At 60.4% G+C, this 20,100-nt stretch carries 18 protein-coding genes and 2 tRNA genes; 17 read left to right on the top strand and 3 right to left on the bottom strand.

Annotated elements, in window-relative coordinates:
• The first annotated feature begins 297 nt into the window (after window positions 1–297).
• The 11 genes from secA to PMW70_RS09015 all read left to right on the top strand — a co-directional run bounded on the left by secA (window position 298) and on the right by PMW70_RS09015 (window position 14,092).
• Window positions 298–3,105 carry a preprotein translocase subunit SecA gene (secA, locus tag PMW70_RS09065; RefSeq protein WP_271744662.1) on the top strand — a complete coding sequence of 936 codons (2,808 nt, stop codon included), beginning with the start codon at window positions 298–300 and terminating at the stop codon, window positions 3,103–3,105.
• A complete protein-coding gene (prfB, locus tag PMW70_RS09060; protein ID WP_117641061.1) occupies window positions 3,105–4,253 on the top strand; it encodes a peptide chain release factor 2 in 1,149 nt (382 codons plus the stop codon). Before secA ends, prfB begins: the two co-directional genes overlap by 1 nt.
• 166 nt (window positions 4,254–4,419) lie before the next feature.
• Window positions 4,420–5,310: a YitT family protein gene (locus PMW70_RS09055; RefSeq protein WP_117564199.1), complete on the top strand. Its 891-nt coding sequence runs from the start codon at window positions 4,420–4,422 to the stop codon at window positions 5,308–5,310.
• Window positions 5,311–5,517: 207 nt separating this feature from the next.
• On the top strand, window positions 5,518–6,348 hold the full coding sequence (locus tag PMW70_RS09050) for a transketolase (RefSeq protein ID WP_271744661.1): 831 nt from the start codon (window positions 5,518–5,520) through the stop codon (window positions 6,346–6,348).
• A gap of 1 nt (window position 6,349) precedes the next feature.
• Entirely contained in the window at window positions 6,350–7,291 is a 942-nt protein-coding gene (locus PMW70_RS09045) for a transketolase family protein (protein WP_006235309.1), read from the top strand.
• A 451-nt stretch (window positions 7,292–7,742) separates the two neighbouring features.
• Entirely contained in the window at window positions 7,743–8,963 is a 1,221-nt protein-coding gene (ftsE, locus tag PMW70_RS09040; protein WP_271744660.1) for a cell division ATP-binding protein FtsE, read from the top strand.
• Complete coding sequence (gene ftsX, locus PMW70_RS09035; protein ID WP_117778507.1) at window positions 8,950–9,870, top strand: permease-like cell division protein FtsX; 921 nt, start codon at window positions 8,950–8,952, stop codon at window positions 9,868–9,870. The genes ftsE and ftsX overlap by 14 nt, the downstream gene beginning before the upstream one ends.
• A 135-nt stretch (window positions 9,871–10,005) precedes the next feature.
• Window positions 10,006–12,141, top strand: a complete 2,136-nt coding sequence (locus tag PMW70_RS09030) for a ribonuclease R family protein (RefSeq protein ID WP_271744659.1) — start codon at window positions 10,006–10,008, stop codon at window positions 12,139–12,141.
• 177 nt (window positions 12,142–12,318) lie between these two features.
• Window positions 12,319–12,924, top strand: a complete 606-nt coding sequence (locus PMW70_RS09025) for a recombinase family protein (protein WP_117629497.1) — start codon at window positions 12,319–12,321, stop codon at window positions 12,922–12,924.
• Between the two features lie 104 nt (window positions 12,925–13,028).
• Complete coding sequence (locus tag PMW70_RS09020; RefSeq protein ID WP_271744658.1) at window positions 13,029–13,610, top strand: VanZ family protein; 582 nt, start codon at window positions 13,029–13,031, stop codon at window positions 13,608–13,610.
• A 59-nt stretch (window positions 13,611–13,669) separates the two neighbouring features.
• Entirely contained in the window at window positions 13,670–14,092 is a 423-nt protein-coding gene (locus tag PMW70_RS09015) for an arsenate reductase family protein (protein ID WP_334203921.1), read from the top strand.
• Between the two features lie 134 nt (window positions 14,093–14,226).
• Here the strand turns inward: PMW70_RS09015 and PMW70_RS09010 are convergent, their stop codons facing one another.
• Entirely contained in the window at window positions 14,227–14,637 is a 411-nt protein-coding gene (locus tag PMW70_RS09010) for a hypothetical protein (protein ID WP_271744656.1), read from the bottom strand.
• Window positions 14,638–14,903: 266 nt separating this feature from the next.
• Here PMW70_RS09010 and PMW70_RS09005 point away from each other — a divergent pair.
• The 6 genes from PMW70_RS09005 to PMW70_RS08980 all read left to right on the top strand — a co-directional run bounded on the left by PMW70_RS09005 (window position 14,904) and on the right by PMW70_RS08980 (window position 17,487).
• Window positions 14,904–14,977, top strand: a tRNA-Gln gene (locus tag PMW70_RS09005).
• Window positions 14,978–14,994: 17 nt separating this feature from the next.
• Window positions 14,995–15,068 (top strand) — tRNA-Glu (locus PMW70_RS09000).
• Window positions 15,069–15,166: 98 nt separating this feature from the next.
• Entirely contained in the window at window positions 15,167–16,084 is a 918-nt protein-coding gene (locus tag PMW70_RS08995; RefSeq protein WP_271744655.1) for a tetratricopeptide repeat protein, read from the top strand.
• Window positions 16,074–16,544, top strand: coding sequence for an SsrA-binding protein SmpB (gene smpB, locus PMW70_RS08990; RefSeq protein ID WP_124786019.1), 471 nt, complete (start codon window positions 16,074–16,076; stop codon window positions 16,542–16,544). The genes PMW70_RS08995 and smpB overlap by 11 nt, the downstream gene beginning before the upstream one ends.
• 206 nt (window positions 16,545–16,750) lie before the next feature.
• Window positions 16,751–17,254, top strand: coding sequence for a flavin reductase family protein (locus PMW70_RS08985; protein ID WP_055251877.1), 504 nt, complete (start codon window positions 16,751–16,753; stop codon window positions 17,252–17,254).
• An 89-nt stretch (window positions 17,255–17,343) separates the two neighbouring features.
• A complete protein-coding gene (locus PMW70_RS08980; protein WP_055251878.1) occupies window positions 17,344–17,487 on the top strand; it encodes a rubredoxin-like domain-containing protein in 144 nt (47 codons plus the stop codon).
• Window positions 17,488–17,796: 309 nt separating this feature from the next.
• On the opposite strand, the gene PMW70_RS08975 is transcribed toward PMW70_RS08980, so the two are convergent.
• Both PMW70_RS08975 and gpmA read right to left on the bottom strand, forming a co-directional pair.
• On the bottom strand, window positions 17,797–19,053 hold the full coding sequence (locus PMW70_RS08975; protein WP_271744654.1) for an Nramp family divalent metal transporter: 1,257 nt from the start codon (window positions 19,051–19,053) through the stop codon (window positions 17,797–17,799).
• Between the two features lie 75 nt (window positions 19,054–19,128).
• Complete coding sequence (gene gpmA, locus PMW70_RS08970) at window positions 19,129–19,902, bottom strand: 2,3-diphosphoglycerate-dependent phosphoglycerate mutase (RefSeq protein WP_334203920.1); 774 nt, start codon at window positions 19,900–19,902, stop codon at window positions 19,129–19,131.
• Window positions 19,903–20,100: the final 198 nt, after the last annotated feature.

The following is a 20,100-nucleotide window of genomic DNA, read 5'->3' as shown; positions in this document are numbered from 1 at the left end:
GTTTCGGAAACGGCTATTGAAAGCGTCCTAGTGTTCGCTTCTAATAAAGAAGGCCAAGATTCGGGACGCAGTTCAAAGCTAACCTGTCCCCGTGGCACCAAATGGCAGAGAGACGGCGTTTGCTAGGATAAAACCTGCCAAAATAAACCCGTTCCATTGCGGCAGGTTGGTCATAGTTATTACGTGGCGGTCGAGGTCGACCGTATAGGCCGCGCCTTGTTTGGCTAAAGTACAATCATCTGTGTTTAACTCGCCCGCAGCTGCACGGCGTGGGCGATGGCCAAAAAGGAAAACCACATGGGATTCATGTCAAAGCTGCTGTCCTTTGGATCCGATAAGGACCTTAAGCGCTACTACAAGATCGTCGATCAGATCAACGGTCTTGAGCCCCAGTTTGAGAAGATGACCGAGGAGGAACTCCGCGGCCAGACCGATAAGTTCCGCGAGCGTTACGCCAACGGCGAGTCGCTTGACGACATGCTCCCCGAGGCCTTTGCCACCGTGCGTGAGGCTTCCAAGCGCACCATGGGTATGCGCCACTTTGACGTGCAGCTCATTGGCGCCATGGCACTGCACGAGGGCCACATCGCCGAGATGAAGACCGGCGAAGGTAAGACCCTCGTCTCCACGTTGGCTGGCTATCTCAACGCTATTGCCGGCAAGGGCGTGCACGTCGTTACTGTCAATGATTACCTTGCCAAGCGCGACTCCGAGTGGATGGGCCGCATCTATAAGTACCTGGGCATGACCGTCGGTCTGCTCCAGAACAACATGCCGCTCGAGCTCAAGCGCCCGGCCTACCAGGCCGACGTCACCTACGGCACCAACTCCGAGTTCGGCTTTGATTACCTGCGCGACAACATGGTCACCCGTCCCGAGCAGCGCGTGCAGCGCGGTCACAACTACGCCATCGTCGACGAGGTCGACTCCATCCTGATCGATGAGGCTCGCACCCCGCTGATCATCTCGGGCGCTGGCACCAAGTCCGCCAGTACCTACAAGGACTTCGCGCGTGCCGTGCGTGGCCTTGAGCGCGGCGAGGACGTGTCGCACGACATGCTTACCGCCACCGAGGACGTTGAACCCACGGGCGACTACGTCATGGACGAGGCCAAGCACACCATCGCTGCCACCGAGCGCGGTCTTAAGAAGATCGAGCGCCGCCTGGGTATCGATGACATCTATGCCGATCTCTCCGGCCAGCTGGTCAACCACCTGCAGCAGGCGCTGAAGGCCCAGTACATGTTCCACCGCGACAAGCAGTATGTGGTCACCAACGGCGAGGTCAAGATCGTCGACGAGTTCACCGGCCGCATTATGGAAGGCCGCCGTTACTCCGAGGGCCTGCACCAGGCCATCGAGGCCAAAGAGGGCGTGCTTGTACGCGAGGAGAACCAGACGCTGGCCACTATCACCTTGCAGAACTACTTCCGTCTGTATGACAAGCTCTCCGGCATGACCGGTACGGCACTCACCGAGGATGCCGAGTTCCGCGAGATCTACAAGCTGCCCGTCGAGGTCATCCCCTCCAACAAGCCTGTACAGCGCGTGGACCACGAGGACCTGGTGTACCGCACCATTCAGGCCAAGTACAACGCCGTCGCCGACGATGTGGAGCGTCGTCACGCCAAGGGCCAGCCGGTCCTGGTGGGCACCGTCTCCATCGAGAGCTCCGAGAAGCTGTCCGCCGCCCTTACCAAGCGCGGCATCGCACACGAGGTCCTCAACGCCAAGCACCATGAACGCGAGGCCCACATCGTTGCCCAGGCCGGACGCTACGGCGCCGTGACCATCGCCACCAACATGGCCGGTCGTGGTACCGACATCCTGCTGGGCGGCAACCCCGACGAGCTGGTGCGCGAGCGCCTTGAGTACGAGGGCCTGACCATGGAGGACGTGACGCCCGAGCAGCTCGAGCAGTTTAACGCCGAGGCCAAGGAGACCTGCAAGGCCGAGCGCGAGCGCGTGCTTGCCGCCGGCGGCTTGACCGTTATCGGCACCGAGCGCCATGAGTCCCGCCGTATCGACAACCAGCTGCGCGGCCGTTCCGGCCGTCAGGGCGATCCGGGCGAGACCCAGTTCTACCTGTCGCTCGAGGACGACCTCATGCGCCTGTTCGGCGGCGACAAGATGGACCGCGTCTCCAAGATGATGGTCACGGCCGACATGGGCGACGACATGCCCATCCAGCACAAGATCATCTCCAAGGCCGTCGAGAGCGCCCAGCACAAGGTCGAGAGCATCAACTTCTCCATGCGTAAGAGCGTCCTTGAGTACGACGACGTCATGAACAAGCAGCGCCAGGTCATCTACGCCGAGCGCAATAAGATTCTGGACGGCAAGGACCTGACCGACCACATCACCGAGGTCATGCACGACACCGTGTACCGCTGCGTGCAGGAGTTCTGCACCAAGGACAGTCACGATGGCGAGCGCGACCTGGAGGGCCTGCGCAAGTGGGTTGTGGAGCTCACCGGCCACATCGATACGCCGAAGTTCCCCGACGAGGATTATGAGGCCCTGGCTGCCGATGTCCTGGCTTACGTAGAGAAGTGCTACAACATGAAGGCCGAGCGCTTGGGCGAGGACCTGATGCGCGAGCTCAACACCCAGGTCATGCTGCGCGTCATCGATACCCGCTGGATGAACTACCTGCAGGAGATGGACTACCTCAAGACCGGCATCGGCCTGCGCGGCTTTGGCCAGCGCGACCCGCTGGTCGAGTACAAGACCGAGGCCTACGGCGCGTTCCAGATGCTCGTCGACACCATGTACGAGGATTACCTGCGCACGGTTCTGCGCATCGAGATCAAGGCTGCCCCGCGTGCCGTGGAGCACAAGGAGGAGCCCGCGCTCGAGGGTGCGCGCTTCTCCGGTCCTGCCGAGGTCGATGGTGACAACGGCGACTCGGTGCTGCGCAAGCAGGCACAGGTGCAGGCCCGCACGGCTGTCCAGGGTGGTCCGGCTGCCGTCAACAACGGTGGCAAGGTGACCACCTATCGCAAGTCCGAGAGCGACGATCCGTACGTCAACGTGGGCCGCAACGACCCGTGCCCCTGCGGTAGCGGCAAGAAGTTTAAGTACTGCCACGGCAGGAATCGTTAATGGCTGAGGCTTTAGAGGTAACGCCCGCCGAGCTGGATGCGTTTGCGGACCGGCTCGGTGAGGTCGAGTCGTATCTCCACTTGGACGAAAAGCGCACGCGCGTGACCGAGCTCGAGGCCAAAAGCGTGGCCCCCGGCTTTTGGGATGACGCCGACGCCGCCCGTGCCACCATGGAGGAAATCGCGCGCACCAAGGAAGATATCGCCGCCGTGGACAACGCGCGCGGCGAGCTTTCCGATGCCCGCGCCGCGCTGGAGCTTGCCGAGGAGATGGGGGATGACCCCGATGCCGCCGCCCTTCGCGAGGAGGCTACAGCCACGGCTGAGCGCCTGGCCCGTGCCATCGATGAGCTTGAGCTTTCGAGCTGGTTTACCGGTGAGTTCGATCACGGCGATGCCATTGTGACCATCAAGCCCGGACAGGGTGGTCTGGAGGCCCAGGACTGGACCTTCATGCTCTTTAAGATGTACATGAAGTACTGCCAGCGTCGCGGTTGGAAGGTCACCATCAACGACTGCCCCGCAGCCGAGGTCATTGGCATCGATCGCGCGACCTTTACCGTCGAGGGCAAGGATGCCTTTGGCATGCTGCGCGCCGAGGCCGGCGTCCACCGCTTGGTTCGCATTAGCCCCACCGACGACAAGAAGCGCCGCCAGACCACGTTTGCCGGCGTCGAGGTCATCCCCGTGCTACCCGATGATATCGACATCGAGATCAGTCCCGATGACATCCGCGTGGACGTGTACCACGCGAGCGGCCCGGGCGGTCAGGGTGTCAACACCACCGACTCCGCCGTGCGCGTGACGCATTTTCCCAGTGGCATTGTGGTTACCTGCCAAAACGAGCGCAGCCAGATCCAGAACAAGGCCGCGTGCATGCAGATCCTCAAGGCTCGCCTGTACGAGATTGAGCTCGAGAAGCGCGCCGAGGCGCTCGATGAGATTCGCGGACCCAAAACCACGATCGGTTTTGGCAACCAGATTCGCAGCTACGTGCTCTACCCGTATCAGATGGTTAAGGACCTACGCACGGGCGTTGAGACCAGCAACGTCGAGGCAGTTCTTGACGATGGCGACCTGGACCCGTTTGTTATTGGCTACCATCGCTGGGCCACTGGCAACGCTGACGCAGAGATCCCATCTGCATAAACCGCCCGGTTTATGTGGAAATGGATAAAACCCTCCGAGCAGGGTGGTTTTGTATCCAAAGCAAACCCTGCGCAGGGGTGGTTTTTGTCCGGCGAATCGGTAGAATCGAATACAGCAAGAAGTTCGAAGCGCATCCGTTTGGGTGCGCTTTTTTGAGGGAGGCAGCATGGCATATCGTCTGGACATTAAGCGCATTCTTTCGATGAACTTCTTTCACGACCTGCCCCAGATTATGTTGGGGTGCGCTCTGGCCGCTATTGCGACCGACCTGTTTTTGATTCCCAACGGCCTTGCTGCCGGTGGCGTTACGGGCCTTGCCACCATTATCCAGGCGGTCGGCGCATCGCGCGGTCTATCGCTTCCCGTTGGTATTCAGACGATCGTGATGAACGCCTTACTGCTGCTGGTCGTTATGCGCGAGGGCGGCATGTTCTACGTGGTGCAGACGGCGACGGGCTTTGTGCTGCTGGGCTTTTTCACCGACCTGTTCGCTCCGTTTGTGGCGCCGCTGGCACATGCCGATCTGATGCTGCCCGCTATGTGGGGCGGCATCATCACGGGCATCGGTTATGGCATGGTGCTGCGCGCCGGCGCCAACACCGGCGGCTCGGACACGATTGGACAGATCATCTCGCGTAATACCTCGCTGCCCGTGGGCTCGACCGTCATGGCGATCGATGTTGCCGTATGTGCGCTGTCGGCTCCGGTCTTTTCAATCGAAAATGCACTATATGCAGGCCTTTCGATGGTCATTAGCGGCTACGTGATCGATGCCGTGGTCGATGGTGGCAACAAACGCCGTATGGTACTCATCATCTCGGACAAGTTCCCTGATATCGCTGCCGATATTATGTATGGCCTGGGTCGTGGTTGTACCAAGTTTAAGGCGACTGGCATGTATTCGGGTGCCGAGAAGCCGGTGATCATGGTCATCGTGAGCCGTCGAGAGCTCAATACCCTCAAGACGATCGTGCGCGAGCGCGATCCTCACGCCATTGTGACGGTCGCTGACGTTACGGAAGCCTTCGGCGAGGGATTCAAGGACATTAGCGCGTAGGGGCGACCGCGTTCCATCCAAAAGACGTTCACATTGATAAACCGTTTCATCAGCGGTTCTGCCTGCTAAATTGTTCAAATAATGATAAAAACTCTGGTAAAGCCATCAGTTTCCAGCATAATGAATGACGTACGTGCATTGCGGCTGTGTTGGGATTACCTTCGGTGCCGTGCGCATCTTGTCTAATGAGGATGAAAGGAAGGCACAATGAGCGACGAAGAGCTCAAAAAGGTTGCCAACGAGGTAAGGAAGGGCATCGTCACCGGCGTGCACGCTGCCAAGTCCGGCCATCCGGGCGGTTCGCTCGGCGCTGCCGACATCATGACCTATCTGTACTTTGAGGAAATGAACGTCGACCCGTCCGATCCCCGCAAGGCCGATCGCGACCGTTTTGTGCTCTCCAAGGGCCATTGCGCTCCGGGCCTGTACGCCGTGCTCGCCGAGCGCGGGTTCTTCCCCAAAGAGGACCTCAAGACGCTGCGCCATATCGGCAGCCACCTGCAGGGTCACCCCAACATGAACGACACCCCGGGCGTCGACATGTCCACCGGTTCGCTCGGCCAGGGCATCTCCGCCGCCGTCGGGATGGCGCTCGCCGCCAAGCACTGGGGCGATACTTACCGCACGTATGCCCTGCTGGGTGATGGCGAGAGCGAGGAGGGCCAGGTCTGGGAGGCAGCCATGTTTGCCGGCAACCAACAGCTCGATAACCTCTGCGTGATCGTTGACCACAATGGCCTGCAGATCGATGGTCCCGTCGAGGAGGTCAACGACCCCATGCCGCTGGCAGACAAGTTCCGCGCCTTTAAGTTCCACGTGGTGGAGCTTGCCGACGGCAACGACTTCGACCAGATCCGCGCCGCCTTTGCCGAGGCTCGCGCTGCCAAGGGTCAGCCGACCGCCATTATTGCCGAGACCACGAAGGGCAAGGGCGTCTCCTTCATGGAGAACCAGGTGGGCTGGCATGGTAAGGCCCCCAACGATGAACAGTTTGAGCAGGCCATGGCAGAGCTCACGGCCGCCGGAGAGGAGCTCTAGGATGGCAGACGTCAAGAAAATCGCCACGCGCGTAAGCTACGGCGAGGCCCTCGTCGAGCTCGCCAACGAGCACGATGACTTTGTGGTCCTCGACGCCGACCTGGCCGCCGCCACGCAGACCGGTAAGTTTAAGGCCGCTTGCCCCGACCGCTTCTTCGACGTGGGTATCGCCGAGAGCAACCTGATGGGCGTCGCCGCCGGTATCGCGACCACTGGTCGTGTTGCCTTCGCGAGTACCTTTGCCATGTTCGCCGCCGGTCGCGCCTTTGAGCAGGTCCGCAACTCCATCGGCTACCCGCACCTCAACGTCAAGATCGGTGCCACGCACGCCGGCATCTCGGTGGGCGAGGACGGCGCCACGCACCAGTGCTGCGAGGATATCGCCCTCATGCGCGTCATCCCCGGCATGACCGTAATTGTTCCCGCCGACGACGTGGAGGCCCGCGCCGTGACGCGCGCCGCCTACGAGTGCGACGGTCCGGTGTACATGCGCTTCGCCCGTTTGGCCTCGCCGGTTATCAACGACCCCGAGACCTACAAGTTCGAGTTGGGTAAGGGCATTGTCATGCGCGAGGGCGCCGATGTGACCATCATCGCCTGCGGCCTGATGGTCGGCGAGGCTCTCGAGGCCGCCGAGCAGCTCGCTGCCGAGGGCATCGACGCCGAGGTCATCAACATGCACACCATCAAGCCCATCGATGCCGACCTGATCGTCAAGAGCGCCACCAAGACCGGCCACGTCGTGACCGTCGAGGAGCACTCTGTGATCGGTGGCCTGGGCAGCGCCGTTGCTGATGTCCTGTGCGAGCAGTGCCCGACGCCGCTCAAGAAGATTGGCGTCAACGATACCTTTGGCGAGTCCGGCCCGGGCGCCGAGCTCCTGCACAAGTATGGCCTGGACGCCGCCAACATCGTGGCGACCACCAAGGAGTTCTTGGCATAAGGCAAGACGAGGTAAAGTATCGTCTCAACAACCACATCCAAGCCAGAACAGGGGCATCCCCAAAGAGGGCGCCCCTGTTTTTGTTGAATTTAAATTAGAGTCCTGCCAAGCAAAGTTCCCATGGGGAAACGGGCCCATCCCAACAAAGTGCAATTCAGACCCTTCCAACTTTGTATGCGCAGCATCTCAAGTTGGTGCGTCGGCCCCATAGTAGCCGCAGGCCGGGCGCAGGGTTACCTCCCAAATCTTTCCGCAGCGCAGGCCGGCGTTTGTCCGCAGCTCCGCAGGAGCAGGACAAATGCCGGCCATGCGCGAGGACGATTTGGGAGGTAACCCTGCGCCCGGCCGGTGGGATCCCAAAGCCCGCCATGCTTCTTATGTGCAGCAAAGCTAATGCTGCTAAAATGTAAAGCGCTCATGTAGTTTAAACGCACGACGATAAGGAGCACCAGTGGGTAACCACTTCCGTACCTCCGGTGCGGGCGATGATGCCCCCAAGACGCAGACAGGCGTCCAGGGCAGTCGTTTCGCCACTCCGGATTCAGAGGGCCAGCCTGTTGCTCAGGCCCCCACTCAGCCGGCAGATCAGGCACAGCCGGCATCCGATCCCTTTGCCTACAATCCCACCAGCGATGTCGCGCTTTCCGGCACGGCGGGTTTTGAGCCCGTTCAGGCCGTGACCGCTCGCGTGGAGCAGCCTCAGGCTGGCGCCGCCACGCCGCAGCCTACCATGGCCGGCATTCCCGACCCCATGGCCCCTGCGACGCCGGTTCCTCAGTCTGCGCAGTCCGGTCTCTTTGCCGCCATTCCCGATCCCACGCAGCCTGCTGCCCCGGTGGTCGAGAGCGATCAGGCGGCCGAGGTCGCAAGCCTCGATAACGCGCTCAACAACCCCGATTTTACGTCGGTGTTTGCGCCCATCGATCCGCAGGCCAGCCGCAAGAAGATGGCCAAGCAGGCCGGTGTCGAGCCCGTCATCCTTATGGAGCATGTCACCAAGATCTATCCGGCACAGCCCAACAAGCCCGCGCTCGACGACATCAACATCGAGATCTATCCGGGCGAGTTCGTCTTCCTGGTCGGTCACTCCGGCTCGGGTAAGACCACGCTGCTGTCGACGCTCAACCGCGACGTCAAGCCGACAAGTGGCCGCATCCTGGTTGCCGGTCAGGACCTCATGAAGATCAAGAACCGCAAGGTTCCGTTCCTGCGCCGCCAGATTGGCGCCGTGTTCCAGGACTTTAAGCTTCTGCCGCAAAAGACCGCCTACGAAAACGTGGCGTTTGCCCTGCAGTGCATCGGCAAGCCCAAGGGCGTCATTCGCAGCCAGGTGCCCGAGGTGCTGCGTCTGGTCGGTCTGGCCGATCAGACGGACTCGCTGCCCGACCAGCTTTCCGGTGGCGAGCAGCAGCGCGTCGCCGTCGCCCGCGCTATGGTCAACCGTCCGCCGCTGCTGATCTGCGACGAGCCCACGGGTAACCTCGACCCGGCGATCTCGCTGGGCATCATGAAGCTGCTCGAGCGTATTAACCGCACCGGCACCACCGTGATCGTCGCCACGCACGACCGCGAGATGGTCGATAGCATGCACCGTCGCGTGATCGCCCTCGAGGGCGGCCACGTTATCCGCGACCAGGAGAGGGGAGGTTACGGCAACTATGGCACCAACTAACGTGGGCTACTCCTTCAAAGAGGCAATCAGTCACTTCTTCCGTAACTGGACTACCTCGCTCGGCGCCGTCATCACGATCTTCCTTTCGCTGTTTATCATCGGCCTGTTCATCATGGGCTCCGCGATGCTGAACTCCGTGATCGGCACCGTCGAGGATCAGGTTGTCATCAACGCGTTCATTAGCGATGACGCCGATCAGGCCGATGTTCAGGCTTTTGAGGCCGAGCTTAAGACGTGGAATAACGTCAAGTCCGTGACCTATAAGGACAAGGACGACGCGCTGGCCGAGTATACGAGCAAGATGTCGGGCAACGCCGACGCCACCATGAGCGCGCTCGATGGCCAGAACCCGCTGCCGGCTTCGTTTGCAATTGAGATGGACGATCCGTCCAAGGTCGAGAGCACGGCAGAGAAGCTCAAGAAGAACGCCGACTTCCAGAAGATCGCGGATGACGGCGACGTCAACGCGAGCGTGCTGTACGGCCAGGAGGAAGTGAGCCGCCTGTTCCAGGTGACCAACTACATCCGCATCGCCGCCGTGGTGCTCGTTGGCCTTCTGACCTTTATCGCATTCATCTTCATCAACAACACGATTCGCCTGTCCATCACGGCGCGTCGTCGTGAGATTGCGATTATGCGTCTGGTCGGCGCCAGCAACGGCTTCATTCGCGGCCCGTTTATCACCGAGGGCGTACTGCAGGCCATTTTGGGCTCGCTGCTTTCCATCGGCGTTCTGGAGCTGCTGCGCAATCTGATGATTCCGCGTTTGCAGGAGAGCATCGGCTGGATGTCGTTTGCCCTGCCGATGCAGTACTACCTGGTGACCTATGCTGCGCTGATTCTGGTCGGTGTGATTATCGGTCTCTTTGGTTCTGCCATAGCCATGCGCCGCTACCTGCGCGTGTAGGCATGCCTGGAATTCATCCCTTCCAACGGGTCGTCTCTTATGGGGCGGCCCGTTTTTTGATCCCAAGGGAACGGCAGGAAAGCGAATCATTTGGGTAGACTCTTTGGAGTTCGTCATCGATAGCAAGGAGGCGCCATGGGGCGCAATAACAAGCATAAGCGTGGAGCTCGCAATAAGCGCGGGCCGGTGCGCAGCGAACGCCGTCCGAGCCTGACCGGGCGCGTGCAGCTCCATGAGCATAGCGCCTACGTTGTAACCGAAAACGGCGACTACAAGGTCATGGGCCGCGGTAAGCGCGAGATCATGGATGGCGATACCGTTGCCGTGAGCATTAAGAACAGCCCGCACGGTGAGCGGCGCGCCGTGATCGAAGGCGTGGTTGAGCGCGCAGCCATAAGCGTGGTGGGTACGTACCAGACCGCTGGTCCGCTCGGTGTGATCGAGCCGCTCGATTCGCGCCTGAAGGCCGACTTCTTCATTCTGCCCGAGGATACCTCGGCGGATCGTCTGGGCGTCCACCCGGGTGATGCCGTTGTCGCGCGCATTTTGACCTACCCGACGCGCCTGGAATCGGGCACCGTGACGATCGAACGCCGCATTGGCGGAGATGACGCGCCCGATTTGGGCGTTCAATACGTGATGGCGCGTTACGGCTATACCGATAGCTATCCCGAGGCCGCGCTGGACGAGGCCGAGGGACTTTCGCTCGATGTGTCCGCGGCGCTTAAGGACCCGCTCCGCCGCGATCTGCGCGACCGCTTTGTCATCACGATCGACCCGGTCGACGCGCGCGACTTTGACGATGCCATTTCGCTTGAGCGCACGCCCGAGGGTGGCTACAAGCTGGGTGTGCATATCGCTGACGTTTCTCACTATGTGGCTTGGGACGGGCATATCGATCTTGAGGCTCGCCATCGTACGACATCGGTGTATCTGGCCGATCGCGTGCTTCCCATGCTGCCCGAACGCCTGTCCTGTGACCTGTGTTCGCTTCGCCCTGACGAGGACCGTCTAGCGTTTACCGTTGACTTTGAGCTCGATGCGCAGGGTCGCGTGCGGCATTACGATCCGTACCCCAGCGTGATTCGCTCGCGTGTGCGTATGGACTATGACGGCGCCGAGGCGCTGCTGGTGCGTGCCGGCGCGGTGGAGTATGGGGTGCTGGAGGGTGCGGCCGAGGATGTTGCGGCTGCTGAGGCCTCGCGCGAGGAGGCGCTTGAGCGCGGTCTTGCGTGCGAGAAGGCCGCCCGCGGCTGCAACGTCGACCTCGGCAATTTCCTTGTCGCCGCCAACGAACTCGCCGAACTTCGCCGTCGTATTCGTCGCGTCCGCGGCTCAGTCGATTTTGACACGGCCGAGATTCGCGCTCTATTGGATGAGGACGGAGTACCCGTGCAGATTGTGGCGCGCGAGCGTTCGTGTGCCACGTCGCTTATCGAGGAAGCCATGCTGCTCGCCAACGAGTGCGTTGCAGAGTGGCTGGCAGACCGTGATATCGAGGCCTGCTATCGCGTGCATGAGGATCCGAGCCCCGATAGCCTGCACGGTGCCGCCGTTGCGCTGGCGCAGCTGGGCATCATCGACGATCGCCGTGCTGCCGGTATTGCCCTGGGGAGTCCCGATGAGCTGCAGGCTGCAGTTGATGCTGCCGCCGGTACGGCAAACGCACCGCTCGTCAACACGCTGCTTCTGCGCAGCATGCAGCGCGCGCTGTACAAGCCGCGCAACGAGGGCCACTTTGCGCTCGCCGCGCCGTGCTACTGCCACTTTACGAGTCCCATCCGTCGCTACCCCGATCTGGTGGTGCACCGCGTGCTCAAACTGCGGTTGGCCTATGAGCAGCTCGGCGGCAAGGACGCCTTGGTCCGTACGCCGCGGCTGATCGGCAAGGGGCGCGAGTCGCTGCCGCGCATTCTGCCGCAGATCTGCCGCGCATGCAGCGATGCCGAGCGCGCGGCAGATGCCGCCAGCCATGCGACGCAAAAGATCAAGATTGCCCAGTACTATGAGGATCGCCTGGGCGAGCGCTATGCCGGAACGGTCTCATGGGTCAGCAGCATGGGCCTCTTTGTGCGCTTGGACCTGACGCAGGTCGAAGGCTTGGTTTCGATCAAGAGTCTGGGCAACGAGTGGTTCGAGTTCGACGAGGATGCGCTTACGCTGACGGGCGCCGACACGGGGACTCGCTATGAACTGGGCCAGCGCGTGATTATCGAGGTCTCGCGCGTCAATACCACGCGTGGGCACTTGGACTTTAAGCTTATCCATTAGCCAAATCTCGACTCATGGCGGGAGAGCGGAGGGCGGTCTTTCGGGGCCGCCCTCCGCATTTGGATCATGGCTACCTTGCCGTCTGCTCGGCCGCCCGCTTACCTGCTATTCGAGAGGTAAAACCTACCAAAATAAACCTGTCCCTTTTTGGCAGGTTTACAAGAAAGCGGGGATGAGATGGCGACGGTGTATGGTTATGCGCGGGTGAGTTCGCGCGATCAGAATCTAAATCGGCAGCTGGATGCGCTGGGCGCCTATGGCGTGGGCTCGGCGAATATTTATGCCGACCATGCGAGCGGCAAGGACTTCGATCGCCCGCGGTATCGCGAGCTGCTGCACATCTTGGGAGACGGGGACGTGCTGGTGGTGCTTTCTATCGACCGACTTGGCCGTAATTACTCCGAGATTCTTGAGGAATGGCGACGCATTACCAAGGAGCTCGGGGTTGCCATTGTGGTGTTGGACATGCCATTGCTTGACACGCGCGCCAGGGCCAGCGGCGCGCCGGATGTGACCAATACCCTGATTGCCGATATTGTGCTACAACTGCTGAGCTACGTGGCGCAGGTGGAGCGCGAGAATATTCATCGGCGCCAAGCGGAGGGGATTGCAGCGGCGCGGGCGCGAGGGGTCCGTTTCGGTCGACCTCGCAAGCCGTGCCCTCCTCAGTTTGAGCTGGTACGCGATAGCTATGAGGCAGGCGATATTACCCGCAGCCAGGCAGCAAAGTGCCTGGGCGTGTGCGTGGGGACGTTCGATCGCTGGATGCGCGAGGCGGGGTAGGGGTTTGCGCCGCTTTGGCGCTTCCTGTTGCGATTCAAATTTTGATACGGTGGCGATGTCATTTGGGGCTACACTCGCTGATATTCAAAAAAGGAGGTAGGCCCTTGGCGCGCGTAAAACAAATAATCGGATGGACCGCGATCGTTCTGTTCGCTGCAACGCTGGCGGGCATCTGGGTGCTGACGGAGCAAAATGCGGTGGAGACGTCGTTGCTGAGCGAGTCCACCGCGCGTGTGGTGGAGGGTCAAGCTACGGGCGTACAGGCTGCCGATGCCACGGGTGAAGCTCAGACGGAGAGCGGAATGACCGGGGGCACCGATTCGGCTGCCTCGAATGTACGGTCTGGCCGACTTGCTTCCATTCGCATGTGGGTGGGCACGAACGTCCGTCGCGTTGCCCATACCGTAGAGTTTTTCTTCGTCGGATTGTTCGCCTCGGTGGTCGTGGTTTGCTTTTCCGGGCGTCCGTGGAGCGTGTGCTACCGTTGCGTGCCCGTGTTGCTCTTTTGCGCCGTCTGCTCCGTTGGCGATCAGGTACATAAGATCTTTGTTCCCGGCAGGCATTTCGACGTTATCGATTTAGGATTCGATGCTGCGGGCTATGTCACCGCGATGCTGCTGGTATTGCTGGCAGCGGCGTTGGTGCACTATGCGACTCGGCCGATTGGCGCCCATGCGAGGCGCTAGCCTTAAGACGAGACATCGCGACTGCCTATGCTTCGACATTGACTACAATAACGGCTGCAATCGCGAGTGGTCGTCGATGTGCAGTTTTCCGGACACTTGTTTTCTCTAAGAAAGGAAATCCCATGGCGGTATTGTTTGTTGAATATCCCAAGTGCTCGACCTGTAAGAAGGCCAAGGCATGGCTGGACAAACATGGGGTAGAGTATATCGACCGCGATATCGTTTTGGACAATCCCGCGGCCGATGAACTTGCGACCTGGATTGCTCGTTCGGGGCTGCCGGTGCGACGCTTCTTCAACTCGTCGGGCATGAGGTATCGAGAGCTTGGCCTGAAGGCGCGCCTGGACGCTGGCATGACGGATCGGGAGTGCTACGAGCTGCTGGCGACCGACGGCATGCTGGTTAAGCGCCCGCTGCTGGTGGGCGACGACTTTGCGATTCCTGGCTTTAAGGAAGCGGCCTGGACTGAGGCACTGCTGTAGCGGCTGCGGAAAGTGCGTCCCGTTTTGAGCTTCGATTACGGGATACGGTTTCCGGTTGAGGGCTCGATGGGAAAGTGGGGACCGGTTTGAGCTTGAAATCTGGGACGCACTTTCCGCCGGCAGGCTTGCCCCGGTCAGTCCTCCAACTGCGCCCATTCGCGCGGATCGTAGACCTTTACGTGCTTGTTGGGCTTGCCGCTCCAGTACTCCTCGTCAATAAAGGGCAAATATGCCTGAACGCCGGGGCAGATAAAGGGGATCCGCTGCTGTTGCAGTCGCTCGCGCTGGCGCTGCTCCAGGTGCGCCTCGGATATGACGGTCGGCATACCGGACAGCTCGACGAGGCTTGCCTGGATTCGCTTAAGGTCGGTGAGTCCCGCGTGCCATGACATCCGCATGATCAAAAAGGATGCACGGCGGTATTTTGCCTGCATCACCGTGATGGCGGGGCGCAGTGTGGGATGGATTTTGTCCCGTTCGGGCCAAAGGTCAGCAGTGATCTCGAGACCCAGGGTCTCCCATAGGTAATCAAGCTCTTCGTCCATGGCGCCTCGATATCTACGCGATCATTGATACTTCGATTGTGTTGCCTAGTGCTATCGTTTTCGCGGTAGAATCTGCTAACGGTTGACGGCTACCGCTCGCGGCGTTTTGCCCTTCGTGTACAGCGGTCGGCTTCACAGGTCCTTCACGGGTTGGCCGTATTTGACTGAATTTCAAAAAAGTCAAAATTGGGGCTTGCGTCACGGCCGGACTTCCCGTATATTTCTTTCTTGCGCAAAGGCACAGCCGAGCGCAGCGATGCAGTCATTGGGATGTCGTCTAATGGCAGGACAGCGGATTCTGGTTCCGTCAATGGGGGTTCGACTCCCTCCATCCCAGCCATTGCATTTGCTACATATGGCCCGTTCGTCTAGCGGTTTAGGACGCCGCCCTCTCAAGGCGGAGATCACCAGTTCGAATCTGGTACGGGCTACCCACAAATGAACGCCCGGGCCTCGCAAGAGACCCGGGTTTTGTGTATCGACCGTATATACGGCGCCTGCCGTGTTTCGCTCAGATCGAGGAGTAGCCATGGATCTGCCCATCAGCTTGGAAGACATCACGTATGCCGAGAACTATCTGGCGCAGGGCGACCTGGCTACGGCGACGCCGCTGCTTGAGCGTCTGGTGGAGCTCGCCGAGGAGTATATCGACGCTGAGTGCAAGACGGAGGAGAAGCGCCAGTACTTTAGCTTCGACAGCAAGTTTGAGCGCCTGGCCTATCGCCGCGTGGAGAAGGATCCGCGCGAGCTGGTGCAGGTCGAGGTTCCCTTTGACCGCCTGTACTCCGACATGGCATTTGCCTACATCCGCCAGCAGGATTATGTGAGTGCTCGGAATGCCCTGATGCAGGCCGTGCGTTGGGATCCCATGAACTGCAACTATCGCTTGGACTTGGCCGAGCTGTTCCGCGCGCTCGAGGACAAGCAGGAGTGGGCATCGCTCTCGTTCTCGGTGCTGGAGCGCGCGAGCGACGGTAAGTGCGCCGCACGCGCCTACACCAACTTGGGTCAGTACTTCTTGGAGCCCGAGACCGAGAACATTTCGGCTGCCGTGGGCTGCGCGCGTCTGGCGCTGCGCCTGGCGCCCAACGATGCGCATACGACGCGCCTGCTCAACAAGATCCATACCACCTATCCGGATGCCGCGGACGAGAGTGACGACCATGTGATGGGTGAGCTCGCCCTGCAGGGCGTGCCGACCTCGCCTTCGGCCGAGATTGCCATCTGCCTGATCATGTGTGCGACCGACGCTGCGAGCGACGGCGACAAGCAGGAGGCTACGCGCCTGACGGTCCGTGCCCGCGACCTGGTGGGCGAAGAGGCGTGCGCGGCGATTATCAAGCTGGTGCGCGAGAGTGATGCCGAGCTTAACGCCGAGCGCAAGGCAAAGCGCGAGGCTGCGGGCTCAAACGCCGATGGCGCCAAGGAGGCCGGCAATGCCCAGTAAGCGCGAGCGCAAGCTCATTTCCAAGAATCGCTCGGCTCATCACGAGTACTTTATCGATGAGACGTTTGAGTGCGGTATTGAGCTGAGCGGTACCGAGGTCAAGTCGATTCGCGAGCGCGCGTGCCAGATTACCGATACCTTTGCACTGATTCGTGGCGGCGAGTGCTGGCTCGTGGGCCTGCATATCCACCCTTATAGCCATGGTGGCGTGTGGAACCGCGACCCTGATCGCCGCCGTCGTCTGCTGCTGCACCGCAAGGAGATTGACTTTCTCGACGGTAAGCTGCGCAACCGCGGCTATGCGCTGGTGCCGCTGGAGCTCTACTTTAATACCGACGGCCGCGTAAAGCTGCTGCTGGGCCTAGGCCGCGGCAAGAAGCTTTACGACAAGCGCGAGGATATGGCCAAGCGCGATGTCCAGCGCGAGATCGACCGCGCCCTCAAGGAGCACAATCGCTAGGCGTTCTGTATAAGTTGCGGTGGAATACGGACTGTTTTGCCTGTTTGAGGGGCTATTCAGTCCCTATTTCACCGCAACTGCGGGCGTCTCATCTTTCTTACTGTTCTGACACATATGTCTCAAAGGCGGCATCCGTTATGGGCGCCGCCTTTTTTGTGGGTACATACATCCATGAGGTTCCAACCCGGGTTAGGGGAGTGATCGTTATGGACAAAACTGCGTTCTTTACCATGCCGAGCGGTCTGTACGTGGTGAGCGCCGCGGCAGACGGGCTGCGCGCCGGCTGCGTCATCAACACTGCGGTGCAGGTGACGTCCATGCCGCCGCGCATTTCGGTTGCCGTGAACAAGGACAACGTCACCTCGGGCGTCATCGCATCGGCCAAAGCGTTCGCGCTGACCGTGATCGATCAGACCGCCGACATGCTCTACATCGGTAACTTTGGGTTCCGCACCAGCAGCGATTATGACAAGTTTGCCAAATACGAGACCCGCGAGACGGCTCTGGGCATGCCCTATGTGCCCGAGCACGCGGCGGCCCTGTTTAGCTGCCATTTGATCGACACTGTGGATGTTGGCACGCATCTACTGTTTATCGGCGAGGTCGAGGATGCCGAGCGCTTGAGTGACGAGACGCCGCTCACCTACGATTACTACCATAAGGTCCTGAAGGGCAAGACGCCTCCGAAGGCGTCCTCGTATCAAGGCTAGAAATGTTTTAAAAATACTTGCATTATATTATTGAGAATCTATACTGATAAATGAAGTACATCACCAGTCGCGTTTGAGAGGAGAACATCATGGCTGAGGAGAAGAAGACGTATAAGTTCGTGTGCGTCGTTTGCGGTTACGAGGTTGAGGTCGATACGCCCGAGCTGCCCGAGGATTATGTGTGCCCGGTGTGCGGCGTCGGTCCCGATCAGTTTGAGCTCGTCGAGGAGTAGCTCGTCGGCACGCGGCTCACGGCAACACATAGCTCTGTCCAAGGGCCCCGGTCGAATTCTCGGCCGGGGCCCTTTTCCTCCGCCCCTAAGGGATCACGGTTGCTGTTGGCCGATCCTGTCTGTTGTGAGTCCGGCCGACCTTTTGTCTTAATCTGCAACATCTAGAAGTGGAAATTGGGCCCACTTGTTACATATCGAGACAAACCAAAACCGTCCGGCAGAAGATCTCGATCTGTAACATCTAGACATCGAAAGCGGGTCTAGATGTTACAGATCGAGACGTTTGCCTGAGTAGGTGCCCCCGCCCCATTACATCCCTGCCAACAACACGACATCGAGAATCGTCACGATGGCACCGATCCCTACAAGCAGCGCGTTGAGTGGACGCGAGTTGGCGAATTTGCCCATGACGCGGGGTGAACTGGTGAGCCGTATGAGCACAAAGACCGTAATCGGCAGTTGAAGCGACAGCAGTGCCTGACTCCAGATGAGACCTTCAAAAGGATTTGGAACGACCAGGCACGCCGCCACTGCTCCGGCGAAACAGGCCGCCACCCCGATCGAGGAATGTCGGTCGTGGATGTCGTATTCCTCGTCGAACATGCCCGCGGTGATGGTGCCCGCCGCCATGCCCGCCGTCACACTACTCGAGAGGCCCGCAAACAGCAGCGCTACCGCAAAGATGGTCGAGCTCGCCGGGCCCAAGATGGGGGAGAGCGTGGCCGCTGCGACGGCGAGGTCGTCTACGACCATGCCGTGCGCAAAGAAGGTCGTTGCGGCAAGGATGACCATGGCCGAGTTGATTGCCCAGCCCACGCCCATCGAAAAGAGCGTGTCGAAGAGCTCGTAGCGCAGACGCTCTTCGATAACCTGCTCGCCTTGGCCTTCGAAGTGCATGGATTGGATGACCTCGGAGTGCAGAAAAAGGTTGTGTGGCATAACGACCGCACCCAGGACACTCACGATAATCGCGGCAGAGCCAGTGGGCATACTGGGCGTGATCCAGCTTGCGGCGGCTTGCGGCCAGTCGACCTTGACTAGTGCAAGCTCGGCCAAAAACGAGAGTCCTACCACGCCTACGAAGGCGATGATCCAGCGTTCGGCATGCTTGTAGGAGTTCGTCATGAGCATCGCCATCGATACTGCCGCCACGATGACGCAGCCCGCGCGCACGGGCAGCCCAAAGAGCATTTGAAGGGCAATCGCGCCGCCCAGGACCTCGGCCATGGCGGTGGCGATGGTCGCGAGATAGGCACTGGCGAGCACCGTGCGCCCGACGAAGCGGGGGAGGTAACGTGTCGTGGCCTCGGCAAGGCAGGCGCCCGTGGCGATACCCAGGTGCGCCGCGTTGTGCTGCAGCACAATGAGCATAATCGTGGACAGCGTGACGATCCACAGCAGCGCGTAGCCAAACTGCGAGCCCGCGGCCATATTGGAGGCCCAGTTGCCCGGGTCGATAAAGCCGACGGTCACGAGCAGCCCGGGGCCGATATGCCGCGCAATGTCTAGGCCTCCGTGACCGCCGGTGCGCCGGGAACCAAAGTGTTGTTTGAGATGGTTGAGCATGGTGCGCTCCTGTGTATGGGCGGCGTGACGTCGCATCTGGGCCGTGCGGCGCCACGCGTCGGTTTTGGGTTGGGGCTACTTGTGTGCTTTGCCCTGATTGGCCACGGCATCGATCTTGGCGGCGATGGTCGCCGGGTCGCCGATGTAGCGCTTGTCGAGGACGTTGAAATCGGTGTCGAAGGTGTAGACGAGCGGCACGCCGGTGGGGGTGTTGACCTTGAGGATCTCCTCGGGCGTGAGGTGCTCGAGCTTCATGACGAGTGAGCGCAGGGAGTTGCCGTGTGCGGCGATGAGTACGCGCTTGCCGGCGAGCATCTGGGGGCGAATCTCGTCTTCGAAATAAGGCCAGGCGCGGGCGATCGTGTCCTTGAGGCACTCGGTATAGGGCAGCTGATCGGGCGCGACATCACGGTATTGCTCCTGGGTGTGGGGATCGCGCGCGTCGTCCGGCTCGAGTGCCGGCGGGCAGACATCGAAGGAGCGGCGCCAGATGAGCACCTGCTCGTCGCCGTGCTCCGCTGCGGCATCGGCCTTGTTGAGACCCTGCAACGCTCCGTAGTGGCGCTCGTTGAGCTTCCAGGATTTGATGACGGGCAACCACTCGCGATCCATTTGGCCGAGCACGATGTCGAGGGTGTGAATTGCGCGCTTGAGACGCGAGGTGTAGCAGACGTCGAAGTCGAAGCCCGCTTCTTTGAGGGCTCGACCGCCTGCTGCGGCTTCTTCGCGGCCCGTGTCGGTGAGTTCTACGTCGGTCCAGCCGGTGAACAGGTTGAGTTTGTTCCACTCGGATTCTCCGTGACGGATAAGGACAAGTTGCATTGTCTGTCGGTCTGCTCGGTGCGCCATAGGGGCCTCCTTGATCTGGCACGGTGTGCGTGCCGTTTGCTTGACGCCGCAAAGGATACCCGTTTTAAGCTTAAAAGTTATCCAAGACTAACAAAATTGTTCTATTTGAATGGGATGGTGAAGGGGGGTGTTCCTATAGTTTTGTCAACTGGGCAATGCTGTTTTCGAGATTGAATCGCGACATGCTAACGCCAGGCC

The sequence above is a fragment of the Collinsella aerofaciens genome (assembly GCF_028209625.1).
Lineage (GTDB): Bacteria > Actinomycetota > Coriobacteriia > Coriobacteriales > Coriobacteriaceae > Collinsella > Collinsella aerofaciens_AM.
Note: the sequence above shows the minus strand (reverse complement) of the source record. Positions and strands in the feature narration are given on the sequence as shown.